Origin of the sequence: Tsuneonella amylolytica (assembly GCF_003626915.1) — a bacterium.
Classification (GTDB): Bacteria; Pseudomonadota; Alphaproteobacteria; order Sphingomonadales; family Sphingomonadaceae; genus Tsuneonella; species Tsuneonella amylolytica.
Genome location: NZ_CP032570.1, coordinates 2,302,890 through 2,317,462, shown reverse-complemented (window position 1 = coordinate 2,317,462; position 14,573 = coordinate 2,302,890). Strand labels below are relative to the sequence as shown.

Annotated in this window: 15 protein-coding genes and 2 tRNA genes; 7 read left to right on the top strand and 10 right to left on the bottom strand. The window is 66.6% G+C overall.

Features of this window, described 5'->3' with window-relative positions; all coding sequences use genetic code 11:
• Positions 1–39 precede the first annotated feature (39 nt).
• Positions 40–1,014, top strand: coding sequence for a YihY/virulence factor BrkB family protein (locus tag D4766_RS11330; protein ID WP_234024794.1), 975 nt, complete (start codon positions 40–42; stop codon positions 1,012–1,014).
• 5 nt (positions 1,015–1,019) lie between these two features.
• On the opposite strand, the gene D4766_RS11325 is transcribed toward D4766_RS11330, so the two are convergent.
• Positions 1,020–1,484: an Lrp/AsnC family transcriptional regulator gene (locus D4766_RS11325; RefSeq protein WP_120717543.1), complete on the bottom strand. Its 465-nt coding sequence runs from the start codon at positions 1,482–1,484 to the stop codon at positions 1,020–1,022.
• 229 nt (positions 1,485–1,713) lie between these two features.
• Here D4766_RS11325 and D4766_RS11320 point away from each other — a divergent pair, with 229 nt between their 5' ends.
• Positions 1,714–3,447: a histidine kinase dimerization/phospho-acceptor domain-containing protein gene (locus D4766_RS11320; RefSeq protein ID WP_120717542.1), complete on the top strand. Its 1,734-nt coding sequence runs from the start codon at positions 1,714–1,716 to the stop codon at positions 3,445–3,447.
• A gap of 36 nt (positions 3,448–3,483) precedes the next feature.
• On the top strand, positions 3,484–4,485 hold the full coding sequence (locus D4766_RS11315) for a polysaccharide deacetylase family protein (RefSeq protein WP_120717541.1): 1,002 nt from the start codon (positions 3,484–3,486) through the stop codon (positions 4,483–4,485).
• A 25-nt stretch (positions 4,486–4,510) separates the two neighbouring features.
• Here D4766_RS11315 and D4766_RS11310 read toward each other — a convergent pair.
• From D4766_RS11310 to D4766_RS11300, 3 genes are all read right to left on the bottom strand, one after another.
• Positions 4,511–4,587 (bottom strand) — tRNA-Pro (locus tag D4766_RS11310).
• A gap of 19 nt (positions 4,588–4,606) precedes the next feature.
• Positions 4,607–4,682: transfer RNA gene (locus tag D4766_RS11305), tRNA-Ile, on the bottom strand.
• An 80-nt stretch (positions 4,683–4,762) separates the two neighbouring features.
• Positions 4,763–6,160, bottom strand: coding sequence for a M20/M25/M40 family metallo-hydrolase (locus D4766_RS11300; RefSeq protein WP_120717540.1), 1,398 nt, complete (start codon positions 6,158–6,160; stop codon positions 4,763–4,765).
• Positions 6,161–6,273: 113 nt separating this feature from the next.
• Here D4766_RS11300 and ettA point away from each other — a divergent pair, with 113 nt between their 5' ends.
• The gene (gene ettA, locus D4766_RS11295) at positions 6,274–7,947 is read left to right on the top strand and encodes an energy-dependent translational throttle protein EttA (protein WP_120717539.1); all 1,674 of its coding nucleotides are present in this window, start codon (positions 6,274–6,276) and stop codon (positions 7,945–7,947) included.
• 337 nt (positions 7,948–8,284) lie between these two features.
• On the opposite strand, the gene D4766_RS11290 is transcribed toward ettA, so the two are convergent.
• The 3 genes from D4766_RS11290 to D4766_RS11280 form a co-directional block, all read right to left on the bottom strand.
• Positions 8,285–8,515, bottom strand: coding sequence for a hypothetical protein (locus tag D4766_RS11290; RefSeq protein WP_120717538.1), 231 nt, complete (start codon positions 8,513–8,515; stop codon positions 8,285–8,287).
• 77 nt (positions 8,516–8,592) lie between these two features.
• Entirely contained in the window at positions 8,593–8,805 is a 213-nt protein-coding gene (locus tag D4766_RS11285) for a cold-shock protein (RefSeq protein ID WP_120717537.1), read from the bottom strand.
• Between the two features lie 230 nt (positions 8,806–9,035).
• Positions 9,036–9,419 (bottom strand): winged helix-turn-helix transcriptional regulator, encoded by a 384-nt coding sequence (locus D4766_RS11280; protein ID WP_120717536.1) that lies wholly within the window; start codon positions 9,417–9,419, stop codon positions 9,036–9,038.
• Between the two features lie 103 nt (positions 9,420–9,522).
• Between D4766_RS11280 and D4766_RS11275 the strand changes: the two genes are divergently transcribed.
• Complete coding sequence (locus D4766_RS11275; protein WP_120717535.1) at positions 9,523–10,101, top strand: FMN-dependent NADH-azoreductase; 579 nt, start codon at positions 9,523–9,525, stop codon at positions 10,099–10,101.
• Positions 10,102–10,194: 93 nt separating this feature from the next.
• On the opposite strand, the gene D4766_RS13950 is transcribed toward D4766_RS11275, so the two are convergent.
• Positions 10,195–10,326, bottom strand: coding sequence for an entericidin EcnA/B family protein (locus D4766_RS13950; RefSeq protein ID WP_234024793.1), 132 nt, complete (start codon positions 10,324–10,326; stop codon positions 10,195–10,197).
• Between the two features lie 233 nt (positions 10,327–10,559).
• Here D4766_RS13950 and D4766_RS11270 point away from each other — a divergent pair, with 233 nt between their 5' ends.
• Positions 10,560–11,516 carry an RcnB family protein gene (locus D4766_RS11270; RefSeq protein ID WP_120717534.1) on the top strand — a complete coding sequence of 319 codons (957 nt, stop codon included), beginning with the start codon at positions 10,560–10,562 and terminating at the stop codon, positions 11,514–11,516.
• A 102-nt stretch (positions 11,517–11,618) separates the two neighbouring features.
• On the opposite strand, the gene D4766_RS11265 is transcribed toward D4766_RS11270, so the two are convergent.
• On the bottom strand, positions 11,619–12,182 hold the full coding sequence (locus tag D4766_RS11265) for a cytochrome b (RefSeq protein WP_120717533.1): 564 nt from the start codon (positions 12,180–12,182) through the stop codon (positions 11,619–11,621).
• Between the two features lie 79 nt (positions 12,183–12,261).
• Here D4766_RS11265 and D4766_RS11260 point away from each other — a divergent pair, with 79 nt between their 5' ends.
• Positions 12,262–12,930, top strand: a complete 669-nt coding sequence (locus D4766_RS11260; protein WP_120717532.1) for a prolyl hydroxylase family protein — start codon at positions 12,262–12,264, stop codon at positions 12,928–12,930.
• 6 nt (positions 12,931–12,936) lie between these two features.
• On the opposite strand, the gene D4766_RS11255 is transcribed toward D4766_RS11260, so the two are convergent.
• The gene (locus D4766_RS11255) at positions 12,937–14,544 is read right to left on the bottom strand and encodes a lysine--tRNA ligase (protein ID WP_120717531.1); all 1,608 of its coding nucleotides are present in this window, start codon (positions 14,542–14,544) and stop codon (positions 12,937–12,939) included.
• Positions 14,545–14,573: the final 29 nt, after the last annotated feature.

Here is a 14,573-nt window from a genome sequence, read left to right as displayed (position 1 = left end):
TTTTTCGGAACGGACCGACCGCCCACCATTTCTGTTCGAGTGAACAGTAACGACGACGACAGAACGCGCGCCGCAAGCGCGCCCACACGGTTTTCGTGGCGCGACTACAAGGCGGTCCTCCTCCGGACCTGGAAGGAAGCATCGGCCGACAACGTCGGGCTGATGGCTGCAGGCGTTGCGTTCTACTGCTTTCTTGCCCTGGTACCTTTATTGGCGGCCACGATCCTAACGTACGGTCTCGTTGTCGACATAGAGACTGTCAGGGAACACCTGACGCGGTTGCTGATGGTCCTTCCAAGCGACGTTGGGCCTCTGGTCACGGATCAGATCGCCAACGTCGTGCGAACGTCGGAGGGGAAGAAGGGTCTCGGCTTGCTCATAGCCTTGGCCATTGCCCTGTTCGGCGCCCGCAATGCCGCCGGTTCGATCGTGAGCGCGCTGAATATCGCTTACGAGGAAGAGGAACGCAGGAGCTTCGTGAAGGTAAATATCCTGGCCCTCGCCATAACGATGGGGGCTGTCGTCACAGCGATTTTGGCCGCCATCGGGGTCGGAGCGATGCGGTTCATGCCGGACGCCCTGCCTGCGGCCGGAGGCCTGGTCCTCGTGTTGGGCCGACTTGTTACGTACGCGCTGCTCGGCCTTGCCGCTGCGACGGGCGCCGCACTCCTGTACCGCTACGGCCCCGCCCGCGATCACCCGAAATGGCGCTGGTTGACCCCGGGTTCGATCTTCTTCGCGCTCGGCTGGATTGCCCTGACTATCGGCTTCGGCATTTATGTCTCCCGCTTCGGCAGTTACGGCGCGACATACGGGTCGCTGAGCGCCGTCGTCGTCTTGCTTACGTGGATTTATCTGTCGGCTTACGTCCTCCTGTTCGGAGCCGAATTGAACTCCGAACTCGAACACCAGACGTCGCGGGATACGACCACCGGCCCCGAGGAACCGATGGGAGAGCGCGGCGCCTGGGCGGCAGACCACGTTGCCAGCGACGAGGCATCCGCGCCGGCCTGACCGGCTTATTGCAGAGGTACGCCAGGCTCGTGCTTGGCGGTGCGGATCGTCAACGAAGTCTTGACGCTGGCCACGTTGGGCGCCGGGGTCAGCTTGCTCGTCAGGAATTCCTGAAAGCTCTGCAGGTCCTGGCTGACGATCTTGAGGATGAAGTCGATCTCGCCGTTCAGCATGTGGCATTCGCGCACTTCGGGCAGATCGCGCATATGATCCTCGAACTCGCGCAGAGCGTTTTCAGCCTGGCTCTTGAGGCTGACCATCGCGAAGACGGTGATGGCGAAACCCAGCTTCGACGGGTCGAGATCGGCGTGATACCCGCGGATCACCCCCTCTTCTTCGAGGCTGCGGACGCGCCGCAGGCACGGCGGGGCGGTGAGACCGACCCGGTTGGCCAGTTCGACGTTGGTGACGCGGCCTTCGGCCTGCAATTCCGACAGCAATTTCCGGTCGATATCGTCCAGATTGGCCATTATCCCGCCCCCGCAAGTTCGCCCGCCGCCGCCGGCAACGGGCAATTAACCCCGCGCGGAATCACCGGCGCGGCTAATTTTATTGTTTCTGCCAGCAATTGTCCCGCTTTGCAACGCACCCTCCAGACCCCATGTCGTCGGGGACAGCGCGTGGTAGCCGGTCGCTTCCGGGACGGCATTGGTTCAGACCCGCCATCCCATAACGTCGGCATCACCGAACCGGAGCGCCATGCATCTCGACGACCGCCTCGCCACCGTGCTGCGCCACCGCGCCGCCGGTCCGCGCGCGGCTGGGACGCAGTACCGCCAGTTGCTCGACCTGCTCGGCAGCCGGCTGGCCGGACGCGACGGTAGCATGCTGGCGGCGGCATGGTTGCGGCTGGCGGCGCTGGGCGAGACGATCCCTGCGGGCGATCGCGCGTCCATGATCCGCGAGCCCGGCGTGCGCTTCCGCAATCCCGAACTGGCGCTCCACCTGGCCGACGACGAACCGGAAGTGGCGGCGGCCGCGCTCGGCGTCGCCAACCTGTCGGAAGACGACTGGGAAGCGCTCGTGCCGCGCCTTCCGATCCGCGCGCGCGGTTTCCTGCGCCTGCGCCGCGACCTGCCGGCCGGAACCCGCGAACTGCTCGAACGGCTGGGCGTGCGCGATCGCGGCCTGCCCCGCCCCGATACGATCGCCGACGTTATCGAAGTGCCTGCGGCGGGACCGTCCATTGCTCCCGCGCCCCCGCCTCCCCCGGCCGTCGCATCGCCGCCTCGCCCGATCCCGGCCAACGACCATGCCGATTTCGATGGTCCTGCCGCAGCTCCGTCCCGCCAAGTCCCGGAGACGGCTGCTGACGACAGCGAGATCGGCGCGCTCGTCAGGCGTATCGAGGCATTCCGCAAGACTCGCGCACCTCACGCCGGCGAGGCCGACCCGCGCTTGCCGCTGGGCGAGACCACGCACGAGACCCGCCCGCCGCTCTCCGGTTTTGCCTTTACGACCGACGCGGAAGGGCGGATCGACTGGGCCGACGGGGCTGCAGCGCCGATGGTCATGCACGCCTTGCTCGCCCCCGCCGCCGAGCGGGCCCGCGCCCGCCGGCCGATCGAGGCCGCGCGGATCGAATGGTTCGGCGCGCCGCAAGTCGCGGGCGAATGGATCGTCGATGCCAGCCCGCGTTTCAGCACGCCGGACGGGCACTTCGTCGGATACGCGGGCCGGTTCCGGCGACCGTCGGCCGCGGAGCCCGTCGTCGAGACCGATCCCGCCGCCGACCGCATGCGCCAGCTGCTCCACGAGCTGAAGAACCCGGTCAATGCCGTCCAGGGTTATGCCGAGATGATCCAGCAGCAGCTGTTCGGTCCGGTCCCGCACGAATATCGTGCGCTGGCCGCGGCCATCGCCGGCGACGCGGCGCGGATCCTGGCGGGGTTCGACGAGCTCGACCGGCTCGCCCGGCTGGAGACCGGCGCGCTGGAACTGGACGGGGGCAGCGCCGAAATTTCGGCGGTTTTCGGCGGCCTGGCGCGGCAGCTGGGTGAGGTTTTGCGGACGCGCGGCGCCGCCTTCGCGCTGTCCGCTGGCGACGCCCCCTGCTCGGTGCCGTTCGGCCAGCACGAGATGGAAGCGCTCGGCTGGCGCCTGCTCGCAACCGTCACCGGCGCGGCCGGAGCGGGCGAGACGCTGCCACTGGAAATCGGCTGCGCGGGCGACGTGGTGAAAGTCGTGTGCGCGCTTCCCCCCTCGCTGGCGAAAGCGCAGGACGTGTTCTCGGGCGCGGCGCCTGCGGGCGGTGGCGCGGTCAGCGCCGGAATGTTCGGCGCCGGGTTCGCCTTGCGCCTGGCCCGGGCCGAAGCGCGCTCCGCCGGGGGCGACCTCGTGTGCGAGGACGGCGCGCTCGTACTCACGCTCCCGCGCTTGACCGCCAGTGCCGCCAACCCTAGCCCCGTGGGGATGGACGCCGCGGCGGGTTGAGCGCCGGTGCGTCCGCCGCGACGGGGGAAGCGTAACATGGACCGGCCGATTACCGAACCGCCGCCGGCCGGCCGCACCGCCGCGTTCGACACCGGTTTCGGCCCGACCCGGTCTCTGTTGACCGTCGATACCGAAGAAGAATTCGACTGGGCCAGCCCCTTCACCCGGCTCGAACACGGGCTGTCGCACCTCACCAGCATTCCGCGTTTCCAGCAGTTCTGCGAAGGTCTGGGCGTGGTGCCGGTCTACCTCGTCGACTGGCCGGTCGCGACTTCGGAGGTGGCCATCGACCTCATCGGCAGCGCGGTGAAGGCCGGGCGGGCCGAAGTCGGCATCCAGCTCCACCCGTGGGTCAATCCGCCGCTCGAAGAGAACGTCAATCCGCGCAACAGCTATGCCGGCAACCTGCCCCCGGCACTCGAACGCGCGAAATTCCTTCGTCTACGCGACGCGATCGCCGAGAACTTCGGCACCGCGCCCCTCATCTACCGCGCAGGCCGGTACGGCTTGGGCCCCCAGACGGCGAGAATGATGATCGAGGCCGGCGTGCCGATCGACAGTTCGGTGCGCGCCAACTTCGATTACCGGACGGGCCACGGCCCGGACTACAGCCGGCATCCGCTCGTGCCCTATTGGGTGGACGAGGATCGCCGGTTGCTCGAACTCCCGCTGACGACGGTCTACTGGGGTATGCTGCGCCGTCAGGGGCGCATGCTTCACCCGCTAGCCGCGCGGATGCCGCTGGCGAACGGCGCGCTGTCGCGGCTGGGCCTGCTGGAGAAGATCGCGCTGACGCCTGAAGGCGTCTCGGCGGAAGAGGCGCTGCGGGGGATCGACATGGCGCTCGACGACGGGCTGCCGCTGCTGGTGCTCAGTTTCCACAGCCCTTCGCTGGCGGTCGGGCATACGCCCTACGTCCGCTCGGAAGCCGACCTCGACCGGCTCTACGACTGGTTCCGGCGCGTCTATACCTACCTCGCCATGCGCGGGGTCGCCCCGACGACGGTGGCGGAGATCATGCAGGCGGCGAAGCACTGAGCTCCGTTCGCTCGCCGGTTCCGAGTGGTCGGGGAGACAGGATTCGAACCTGCGACCCTCTGCTCCCAAAGCAGATGCGCTACCAGGCTGCGCTACTCCCCGACCTGTCGGACCGGTCCGGTGGTGGGCCCGGCAGGATTCGAACCCGCGACCTAGCCGTTATGAGCGGCCAGCTCTAACCGCTGAGCTACAGGCCCCACCCGGACGTGCCGCCCGGACCGGTCGGCGCGCGGTAGACGCGGGGCTGGCGGCTGGCAAGCATCACTGCGCTAGTCCGTCAGCGGCGAGCGCCCGTCTCGCCCTTCTCGATCGGCTCGGCCCGGTTGGCGAGGATGCCGACGACCTGCGTCCACACCGCCACGTTCTGCCGCAGGGCGGCCGGGTCGATCTTGTCGAGCGTGTCGTCGGGCGTGTGATGAAGGTCGAAGTAGCGCGTCCCATCCTGCTGCAGGTCGAGGATGGCCGCCCCGCTTTCGCGCGCGAGGTTGAGGTCGGCGCCGCCGCCGGCAACTTCCTGCGACGGGGCCACCCCGAAGCGCGCGACGGCCTGCGCCAGTTGCTTGTAGAGCGCGGGATCGGTCTTCGTGAAGTTGGTGTCGAGCCGCCAGATGCGGTCGGCGCCGAAGTCGCTTTCGAGGCCGGCGTAGATGGGCATGCCCTTGTGCGCGGCGGCATAGGCCTTGCTGCCCCACAGGCCGGTTTCCTCCGCGCCGGCGAACAGCACGCGCACGGTGCGCAGCGGCGGGCCGGCCTTGGCCACGTGCTTCGCCGCGGCGGCGGCGATGCCGCAGCCGGCGCCGTCGTCGATCGCGCCGGTGCCGAGGTCCCAGCTGTCGAGGTGGCATGCGAGCAACACGGGCGCGAGCTTCGGATCGCGGCCGGTGATTTCGCCGACCACGTTGCCGCTTTCGGTCCGGCCGAGATCGCGCGGGGTCAGGACCAGCTTCATCGTGATCGGTTGTCCCCCCGCGCGGGCGAACATGCGTTCCAGATTGTCGGCATCGGGGTTGCTCAATGCGCCGGCGGGGGTCCGCGCGACGCCTTCGGGAAAGGTCGTGCCGCCGGTGTGCGGGGTGCGGTGGTTCTCGGTCCCGATCGAGCGGATCACGGTCGCGACAGCTCCCTTGCTCGCGGCGAGCGCGGCGCCGGTCCAGCGCGCGGGGCCGGCAAAGCCGTAGCCCGATCCGTCCTGGGTGGGCTTCATGTCGTGGCTGATGAAGGCGATCTTGCCCGCAAGGCTTCCCGCGGGCGCGGCTTCGAGCGCGGCATAGCTCGGGAAATAGACGACTTCGGCGGTCAGGCCGTCGGGCCCGGTCGATGCGGATGTGCCGAGCGCGGTGATCCTGAGCGGCTGGGCATAGGGCGCGACGATCTCCGCCCGTTCCTCGCCCCGCACCCATGTGGGCATCTGATAGGGTTCGATGGCGATTTTCGCGAGGCCGTTGGCCTTGAGCCATTTCACCGCCCAGGCCCGGCCGCGCGCCTCCGCCTCGGTCCCGGCCTGCCGGGGGCCGACCTCGGTCGTAATGCCCTCGACGAAGTCCCATGCCAGCTTGTCGTCCTCCAGTGCGCGGTCGGCGACCTCGGCAAGCGCGGGCGGCCTTGGCGACGCGGCGATGGCGGCGGTGGACAGGAGGAGCGGCAGCGCGGCGAGCGCGAGGGTGCGTGCGGTCATGACGCGCGTGCTACCCCGCCCGCGCCCGCCTGCCAAGCGGCTTGCCCCCCGGCGCGCCAACCCCTATCTGCGCGGCCAACTCCAGACACCACGAATACCCGAAGGACCCACCGATGGCCGCCCAGTACGCATACGTCATGAAGGACATGACGAAGACCTTCCCCGGCGCACAGAAGCCGGTCCTGTCGAACATCAACCTGCAGTTCTACCAGGGCGCCAAGATCGGCATCGTCGGCCCCAACGGCGCGGGTAAATCGACCCTCATCAAGATCATGGCGGGTATCGACAAGGATTTCACCGGCGAGGCCTGGGCAGGCGAGAACATCACCGTCGGCTATCTGGAGCAGGAGCCCGAGCTCGACCCGACCAAGACCGTCCTCGAAAACGTCAAGGACGGCGCACGCGAGACGGCCGACATGGTCGAGCGGTTCAATGCGATCGGCATGGAGATGGGCGAGCCCGACGCGGACTTCGACGCGCTCAGCACCGAAATGGCCGAACTGCAGGACAAGATCGACGCGGTCGACGGCTGGACGCTCGACAACCAGCTCGAAGTTGCGATGGAGGCACTGCGCTGCCCGCCCGGCGACCTTCCGGTGACCGAACTGTCGGGCGGCGAGAAGCGCCGCGTGGCGCTGACCCGCCTGCTGATCCAGAAGCCCGGCATCCTGCTGCTCGACGAACCGACCAACCACCTCGACGCCGAGAGCGTCCAGTGGCTGGAAAACCACCTCAAGGAATATGCCGGCGCGGTGCTGATGATTACCCACGACCGCTATTTCCTCGACAACGTGGTCGGCTGGATACTCGAGCTCGATCGCGGCCGGTACTACCCGTACGAAGGCAACTATTCGACCTACCTCGAGAAGAAGGCCAAGCGGCTGGAGCAGGAAAGCCGCGAGGAAAGCGGCAAGACCAAGGCGATCCAGCGCGAACTCGAATGGATCCGGCAGACCCCGGCCGCCCGGCAGACCAAGTCGAAGGCGCGTATCCGCAAGTTCGAGGAACTGCAGAACAGCCAGGACAACCGCGCGGTCGGCAAGGCGCAGATCGTCATCCAGGTGCCCGAGCGGTTGGGCGGCAAGGTGATCGAGGCCAAGGGCCTGACCAAGGCCTACGGCGACAAGCTGTTGTTCGAGAACCTCGATTTCATGCTTCCGCCGGGCGGCATCGTCGGGGTGATCGGCCCCAATGGCGCGGGCAAGTCCACGCTGTTCAAGATCCTGACCGGCAAGGAACAGCCCGACAGCGGCACGGTCGAGATCGGCAGCACGGTCCACCTCGGCTATGTCGACCAGAGCCGCGACCATCTCGATCCCAAGCACAACGTGTGGGAAGAGATTTCAGACGGGCTCGATTACATGAAGGTCAACGGACAGGACATGTCGACGCGCGCCTATGTCGGTGCGTTCAACTTCAAGGGTCCGGACCAGCAGAAGAACGTCGGCAAGCTGTCGGGCGGTGAGCGCAACCGCGTCCACATGGCCAAGATGCTGAAGGAGGGCGGCAACGTCCTCTTGCTCGACGAGCCGACCAACGACCTCGACGTCGAGACGCTGGCGGCGCTGGAAGACGCGATCGAGAACTTCGCGGGCTGCGCCGTGGTCATCAGCCACGACCGCTTCTTCCTCGACCGCCTTGCCACCCACATCCTCGCGTTCGAAGGCGACAGCCACGTCGAATGGTTCGAAGGCAACTTCGAAGCCTACGAGGAGGACAAGCGGCGGCGTCTGGGCGACGCGGCGGACCGGCCGACCAGGCTCGCCTACAAGAAGCTGACGCGCTGACGGCGAACGGCGCGCACGGTCCGGTCACGCGACCGGTTCGCTGCGCGCCGGCTCGGCGGCATCGACATGGGCTCGCCACATCGCGGGGCGAGCGATCTATATTATTGATTTCCCGGAACGATGTACCGCGCCGATGACTGTGACGGCATGGAAACACGTCTTGTCATCGCCTATGCCCTCATCGCACTCATGGTGCTGGGGCTGGGAGCGCTCCTCTCGGTCGCCATTCGGCGACGGAACAGGCATCGGCGGCGGATGCGCCGCTGACCTTCGCAAGGGTGTAACCGGCCCGAAGACAGTTCGCGGGCGTTAAATCGATCGGAAGGTGGCGCCGACGCTAGGCCTCGTCCAGGGCGCCCTGTTCCGCAGCATCGCGGTCGCGCTGGTCCTGCCTGGCCCGCTCGGTCTTGAGACGCGCGGACATCGTCTTGCGGGCCTGATCGGCCAGCCCGCGCCAGGTCTTCTCAGCGCGCAGGTTGCGATCGCGAACGTTGTCGAGCTTTGCGGCCTTGGCCTCGGCCGCCGCTTCCTTCGCGCGGGCATCGTAGAATTCGAAAGTCTGGGACATGACTGCCTTTCGTCGCTGACGGGTACGAACTTCCCGGCGCCCCCATGGAGCGCCGGGAAGATGAAAAGGTGGTGCCGTCAGTCGGCGGCGGAGAGGTTCACCGCGCTCGCCTTGCCGTTGCGGCCGGTCTCGACTTCGTAATTCACGCGCTGATCCTTGTTCAGCGTGTTCATGCCGGCGGCCTGGACAGCGGTGATGTGCACGAAGCTGTCATCGCTGCCATCGTCGGGCTGGATGAAGCCGTAGCCCTTGTCGAGGTTGAAGAACTTCACGGTTCCGGTCTTGCTCATGGTGTGTTCCTTTCGAGAACGGTGCGCGCGAGCGACATTGCCCGCGCGGTCGTGCGTAAGGTCGTCTCGAGAAAGGAAGTCGCCGTCTGGGTTGCGCCGGGAACACGCGCCGGTGCGGGCGCGTGACGGTCAGCGGTCGTCAAATGCCGAAGTCCGTCGCTTAATTCGACGTCAGCCGGGCCACCCTAGCACGGCATGGTCCGATTGCCTAATCGCCGGTCGCTCGTGCCTCAGGCGGCGGCGGCCAACGCTGCGTCGTAAGCCTCGCGGTTCGCGTGGATGCAGTCGAGGTTGGCGAACGTCCAGTCGGCGAGCGCGAGCACCGGGATGCTGAGCGACAGGCCGAGATCGGTCAGGGTGTATTCGACCGACGGTGGGATCGTCGGGTGAACGGTGCGCGCCACCATCCCGTCGCGTTCGAGCGTCCGCAGCGTGCGAGTCAGCATCTGTTGGCTGATGCCGCCGATGTCCCGCTTGAGATCGTTGAAGCGGCGGGGTCCGTCCACCAGCGCTTTCACGACGAGCACGGTCCACTTGTCGCCGACACGGCTGAGGACCTCGCTGACGGCGCGGCAGGCAGGCTGGGCATGGGGATGCGGTTTTGCGGTAGGCATACGGATGTGACCTGGTCATCGATCTTTGCGTTCTTGTGCGCCCGATGTGGTCACTTATCTGGTGCTGGTCAAGATTAGTGACCACTCAACGGAGCCAGCCAGAATGACCATCCTCCACCTCGATTCGAGCATCACCGGCGATCAGTCCGCCTCCCGCAAGCTGTCCGCCGCCATCGTCGAGACACTGACCGGCGGCGAGGCATCCGCCGACGTCGTGTATCGCGACCTTGCGGCCGATCCGCTGGACCACCTGACGCTGGAGGGATACGCCAGCCCGCAATCGGCCGAAGCGCTCGCCGAATTCCAGGCCGCCGACACCATCGTCATCGGCGCGCCCATGTACAATTTCACGATCCCGACGCAGCTCAAGGCTTGGATCGACCGGGTCCTCGTGGCCGGGCAGACCTTCCGTTATACCGAGACGGGCGCGGTCGAGGGCCTGGCCGGCGACAAGACCGTGATCGTCGCGATCGCGCGCGGCGGCCTCTATGGCGAGGACAGCGCCCAGCGCAGTACCGAGCATGCCGAACGCTATCTGACTTCGGCTTTCGGCTTCATCGGGATCACGCCCCGCTTCGTCATCGCCGAGGGCCTGAAGATCAGCGACGAAGCGCGCGAAGCCGCGATGAGGGCCGCACACCAAGAGATCGGCGACTTGCGCGTTCCGGTCGCGGCTGCTTGAGCCAGATAAGGCTCAAACGAAACGACGGGCCGGAAGCACTGCTTCCGACCCGCCGGTTTCTGCCGGGACGTACCCGGCGCTGCGATCAAGCGATCAGCAGTTGCCCTGCTTGCCGTCGACGCAGTCGCCGACCGATTCCACGTCGGCAGCAGCACCGCGAACGGCATTGCAGCCCGAGAGAATGAAGCCGCTCGAGAGAGCGAGCGCGATGATGACCTTCTTCATGATATTCTTCCCTTCTTCCTTGACGCGACCGGCGCCAACCCACCTTGGGAGCCTGACACAAAAGGGATGACACCTCAGCGCCCCGTGAGTTCCCGATAAAAATGATACGAGAGGCCAATCGTTCGGTAGGGCGGGCAAATCGTTCAGAAAGCGGACAGCCAACCTGAACTAGACGGGGCTTCGTTAATCACGATCCGCAGGTGGTGGGGCGGTTCATTGAACGGAGCGATTCGATGACCTTCAAAACCTTGCTGCGCCGCGTCGGGGCTCCCGCCCTCGTCGGTGCGATGGCGCTTACCGCGCTCCCCGGCACCGCCCACGCCGACGAACGACCCGGCCGATGGTCGGCCGATCGCGGAACGAGCGACCAGGACCGCACCGAAGCCCGGCCCCAGGTACGCGAATCGCGGCAACAGGCCCGGGGCCAGCGCGCGCAAGCCGCTTCGCAACAGCCCACCGTCCGCGCTGCGCAGGATCGCACGCAGAACCGGTCGGGCGGCGGCTGGAACCGCGGCGACAACCGCAACGGAGTCGCCGAGCAGCGCTCGGGCCGCGATTGGAACCGCCGCGACAACACGAACAACAACTGGGGTCAGGCACGCGCGGCGCAGGCCCAGGCGCAGGCTGCGGCGCAGGCCCGCGCACAGGCCGACGCCGCGCAGCGTTCACAGCAATGGCAGCGCAACGGCAGCTACGCCGACCGGGCGCGCAATTCGACCTACCAGAGCGGTTATCGCGACGGGCGCCGGGTCGACCAACGCCAGGATCGCTATCAGCAGCAGAACGCCTACCGCAGCGGCTACCGCGACGGCGTGCGGACCGACAACTATCGCGACGGTCGCTCAGGCAACGACTACCGCTATGACGGACGCAATTACCAGCGCTGGTCGAACGACTGGCGGCGAGACAATCGGTACAACTGGTATGGGTATCGCAACGCCAACCGCAACGTGTTCCGGCTCGGCACCTATTACTCGCCGTATCGCAATTACCGGTACAGCCGCGTCGGCATCGGTTTCACGCTGGGCAGCCTGTTCTACGGCAACAACTACTGGATCAACGATCCGTGGCAGTATCGCTTGCCGCCGGCGTACGGACCCTATCGCTGGATCCGCTACTACGACGATGCCCTGCTGGTGAACGTCTACACGGGCCAGGTCGCTGACGTGATCCACGACTTCTTCTGGTGACGCGTTTTCCGGCGCGGGATTGAGTGGCCCGTTTCGGATGAACTGAACCCCCGCCTGGCTCGCGCCGGCGGGGGTTCTTTGTTGCTCGAACGGTAACCCGGATCAGGCCTTGGGCGTACCGAAGGGCAGCATCCGGAACAGCTCCCCGTTCTTGTCCCAGAACGTGTGCTTGAGCGCGGCGAGGATGTGGAGGCCGGCAAAATAGATCAGGATCATGCCGCCCGTCGCGTGCACTTCAAAGATCGTGTGGCCCAGCTTCTCGTTCTGGCCCACCGGCAGGGCCGGAATCGTGAAGAGCCCGAAGAAGTCGATCCCCTCCCCGTCCATCGAACTGGCGATCCATGCGCCGAGCGGCAGGCCGATGATGAGGACGTAGAAGATGATGTGCACGGTCTTGCCGAGCACGCGTTCCCAGTTCGAGATGTCGGACGGCATCGCCGGGTACTTGTGCGTCACGCGCCATAGCAGGCGGCCCACCGACAGGATGAGGATCGTCATTCCGATCGCCATGTGCAGCCCCATCGTCTCCTGCGATGCCGCGCGGCTCAGCCCCCCTTCTTCCGCCGCTTCGGCGAGACGCCAGTTCCAGATGACCAGTGCCGCGATCGTCCAGTGGAACACCATCGCCACGCTCGAATAACGCGGTCCCCGGTCGGCTCTTTCCATTTGTATCTCCCAGGCGCCCTTGACCTTCGGTCTTAACGGCGGGTTTTCGCCTCGCAAGCGGCTTGCTATCGCACCACGCATGGCGACCACCGAAACGATTCCCGACAAGGACGCGCTCCGCCGTCTCGGAGAGACCGTCCGCAACCGGCTGACCGGCCATCCGCGCGTCTACAAGGTGCCGACCGACAAGGCGGAAATCTTCGCCGTGGGCGACTTCCTGAGCGCGGAGGAATGCGCGCGGTTCATCCGCATGACCGATACCGTGGCCCGGCCGAGCTCGCTCTACGACCAGGATTATTCGACCGGGTTCCGCACGAGCTATTCGGGCGATCTCGACGCGCACGATCCGCTCGTCAAATCGGTCAGCCGCCGCATCGACGACCTGCTCGGCATCAATCCCATCTGCGGCGAGACGATCCAGGCGCAGCGGTACTATCCCGGACAGCAGTTTCAGGCGCACAACGACTGGTTCTACACCGACCAAGACTACTGGAAGGGCGAGCGCAAGCGTGGCGGCCAGCGCAGCTGGACCGCCATGGCGTTCCTCAACACCGTGGAGGCCGGCGGCGAGACACATTTCGTCGAGGTAGGCGCGAAGATCGAGCCCAAGCCGGGCGTCCTCCTGATCTGGAACAACGCCCTGCCCGACGGCAGCCCGAACGAGAACACGCTCCACGCCGGAACGCCGGTGGAGGCAGGTGTAAAGTACGTCCTGACGAAGTGGTACCGAACGCGCAAATGGACCTGACCGCCCTTAGTCTTGGCGGGACAGCGCCTCCGCGATCAGGGCGCGGGTTTCGGGAACGCCGTAGAGCGCGATGAAGCTGCCCATGCGCGGTCCCTGCGCACTGCCGAGCAGGGTCTCGTACAGCGCGCGGAACCAGTCGCGCAGGCTCGCAAAGCCGAATTCCTCGCGCTTGCCGATCTCATAGACCATCGTCTGCAGATTTTCGGCGGAGATGCCGGGATCCGCCGCGGCGAGCTGGCGGTCGAGTTCGCGCAAGGCCTCCGCCTCGTGTTCGTCGGGCGCGCGCCGCGACAGGGTCGGCGCCACGAAGTCGCGGTTGTAGGCGAGCGCGGTGGTCACCAGCGCGTCGAGTTCCGGGTGCGCCGCCGGGTCGGCATCGTCCACGTAGTTGCCGAGATAGGACCAAACCTGCTCGCGGCTCGCCTGCGGACCCAGCACGCCGATGAGGTTGAGCAGCAGCGCATACGTGACCGGCAGCGTGTCCCCCGCGCCGGTCCCGTCCCCCGTCGTGCGGAGCAGGTGCCACACCGGATTCCCGAGTTGCTTGTCGAGTTCCTGGTCCGCAAGGTTGCCGCGGAACTGCCAGTAATCGTCGACCGCGCGCGGGATGACGCCGGCGTGCAGGCTCTTGGCGCTCTTGGGGTTGGGAAAGATGTAGAACGCCAGGCTGTCGTCGCTGCCGTAGGTCAGCCATTCCTCGATGGTCAGGCCATTGCCCTTGGACTTGGAAATCTTTTCGCCGTTCGCGTCGAGGAACAGTTCGTAGATCAGCCCTTCCGGCTTGCGGCCGCCGAGGACCTGCGCGATCTTGCCAGACTGCACGCCGCTGTCGGTCAGGTCCTTGCCGTACATTTCGTAGTCGACGCCGAGTTCGACCCAGCGCATTGCCCAGTCGACCTTCCACTGAAGCTTCGACCGGCCGCCCAATGCCGATTGCTCGACCGTGCTGCCGTCCTCGTCGGTGAAGCGGATCGTGCCGCCTTGCGCATCGACGACCTCCACCGGCACCTGCAGCACGGTGCCGCTCTTGGGACTGATCGGCAGCACGGGCGAATAGGTCGCGGCGCGTTCGGCACGCAGCGTCGGCAGCATGATGTCGAGGATCGCCTGATAATTGCGCAGGACCTTGCGCAAACCCTCGTCGAAAGCGCCGGAGTTGTAGCGGTCGGCCGACGATACGAATTCGTAGTCGAAACCGAACCGGTCGAGGAATTCGCGCAGGCGCTCGTTGTTGTGGCTGGCGAAGCTGCCGTTCGAACCGAAGGGGTCGGGAATGCGGCTGAGCGGCATCCCGAGATGGCGGCCGAGCATCTCCTTGTTCGGCACGTTGTCGGGCACCTTGCGCAGCCCGTCCATGTCGTCGCTGAACGCCACCAGCCGGGTCGGCGCGCCGCCCGTCAGCGCCTCGAACGCGCGGCGCACGAGCGTAGTGCGCAAAACCTCCTGGAAGGTGCCGATATGCGGCAGCCCGCTCGGCCCGTAGCCGGTTTCGAACAGCACCGGCTGCCCGTCGGGCCGGACGCCGTCGGGATAGCGCTTGAGGATCTTGCGCGCTTCCTCGAATGGCCAGGCCTTGGAAGTGCGGGCGGCGTCCGTGAGAGCGGTATCGGTCATAACGGCCCGCGATTGGCGTAGCGCCGGTG

What these genes read in the sequence shown, in the direction of transcription:
- D4766_RS11325 (WP_120717543.1), bottom strand. Translation starts at nt 1,484, where the DNA reads ATGGCCAATCTGGACGATATCGACCGGAAATTGCTGTCGGAATTGCAG.
- D4766_RS11320 (WP_120717542.1), top strand. Translation starts at nt 1,714, where the DNA reads ATGCATCTCGACGACCGCCTCGCCACCGTGCTGCGCCACCGCGCCGCC.
- D4766_RS11315 (WP_120717541.1), top strand. Translation starts at nt 3,484, where the DNA reads ATGGACCGGCCGATTACCGAACCGCCGCCGGCCGGCCGCACCGCCGCG.
- D4766_RS11300 (WP_120717540.1), bottom strand. Translation starts at nt 6,160, where the DNA reads ATGACCGCACGCACCCTCGCGCTCGCCGCGCTGCCGCTCCTCCTGTCC.
- ettA (WP_120717539.1), top strand. Translation starts at nt 6,274, where the DNA reads ATGGCCGCCCAGTACGCATACGTCATGAAGGACATGACGAAGACCTTC.
- D4766_RS11290 (WP_120717538.1), bottom strand. Translation starts at nt 8,515, where the DNA reads ATGTCCCAGACTTTCGAATTCTACGATGCCCGCGCGAAGGAAGCGGCG.
- D4766_RS11285 (WP_120717537.1), bottom strand. Translation starts at nt 8,805, where the DNA reads ATGAGCAAGACCGGAACCGTGAAGTTCTTCAACCTCGACAAGGGCTAC.
- D4766_RS11280 (WP_120717536.1), bottom strand. Translation starts at nt 9,419, where the DNA reads ATGCCTACCGCAAAACCGCATCCCCATGCCCAGCCTGCCTGCCGCGCC.
- D4766_RS11275 (WP_120717535.1), top strand. Translation starts at nt 9,523, where the DNA reads ATGACCATCCTCCACCTCGATTCGAGCATCACCGGCGATCAGTCCGCC.
- D4766_RS13950 (WP_234024793.1), bottom strand. Translation starts at nt 10,326, where the DNA reads ATGAAGAAGGTCATCATCGCGCTCGCTCTCTCGAGCGGCTTCATTCTC.
- D4766_RS11270 (WP_120717534.1), top strand. Translation starts at nt 10,560, where the DNA reads ATGACCTTCAAAACCTTGCTGCGCCGCGTCGGGGCTCCCGCCCTCGTC.
- D4766_RS11265 (WP_120717533.1), bottom strand. Translation starts at nt 12,182, where the DNA reads ATGGAAAGAGCCGACCGGGGACCGCGTTATTCGAGCGTGGCGATGGTG.
- D4766_RS11260 (WP_120717532.1), top strand. Translation starts at nt 12,262, where the DNA reads ATGGCGACCACCGAAACGATTCCCGACAAGGACGCGCTCCGCCGTCTC.
- D4766_RS11255 (WP_120717531.1), bottom strand. Translation starts at nt 14,544, where the DNA reads ATGACCGATACCGCTCTCACGGACGCCGCCCGCACTTCCAAGGCCTGG.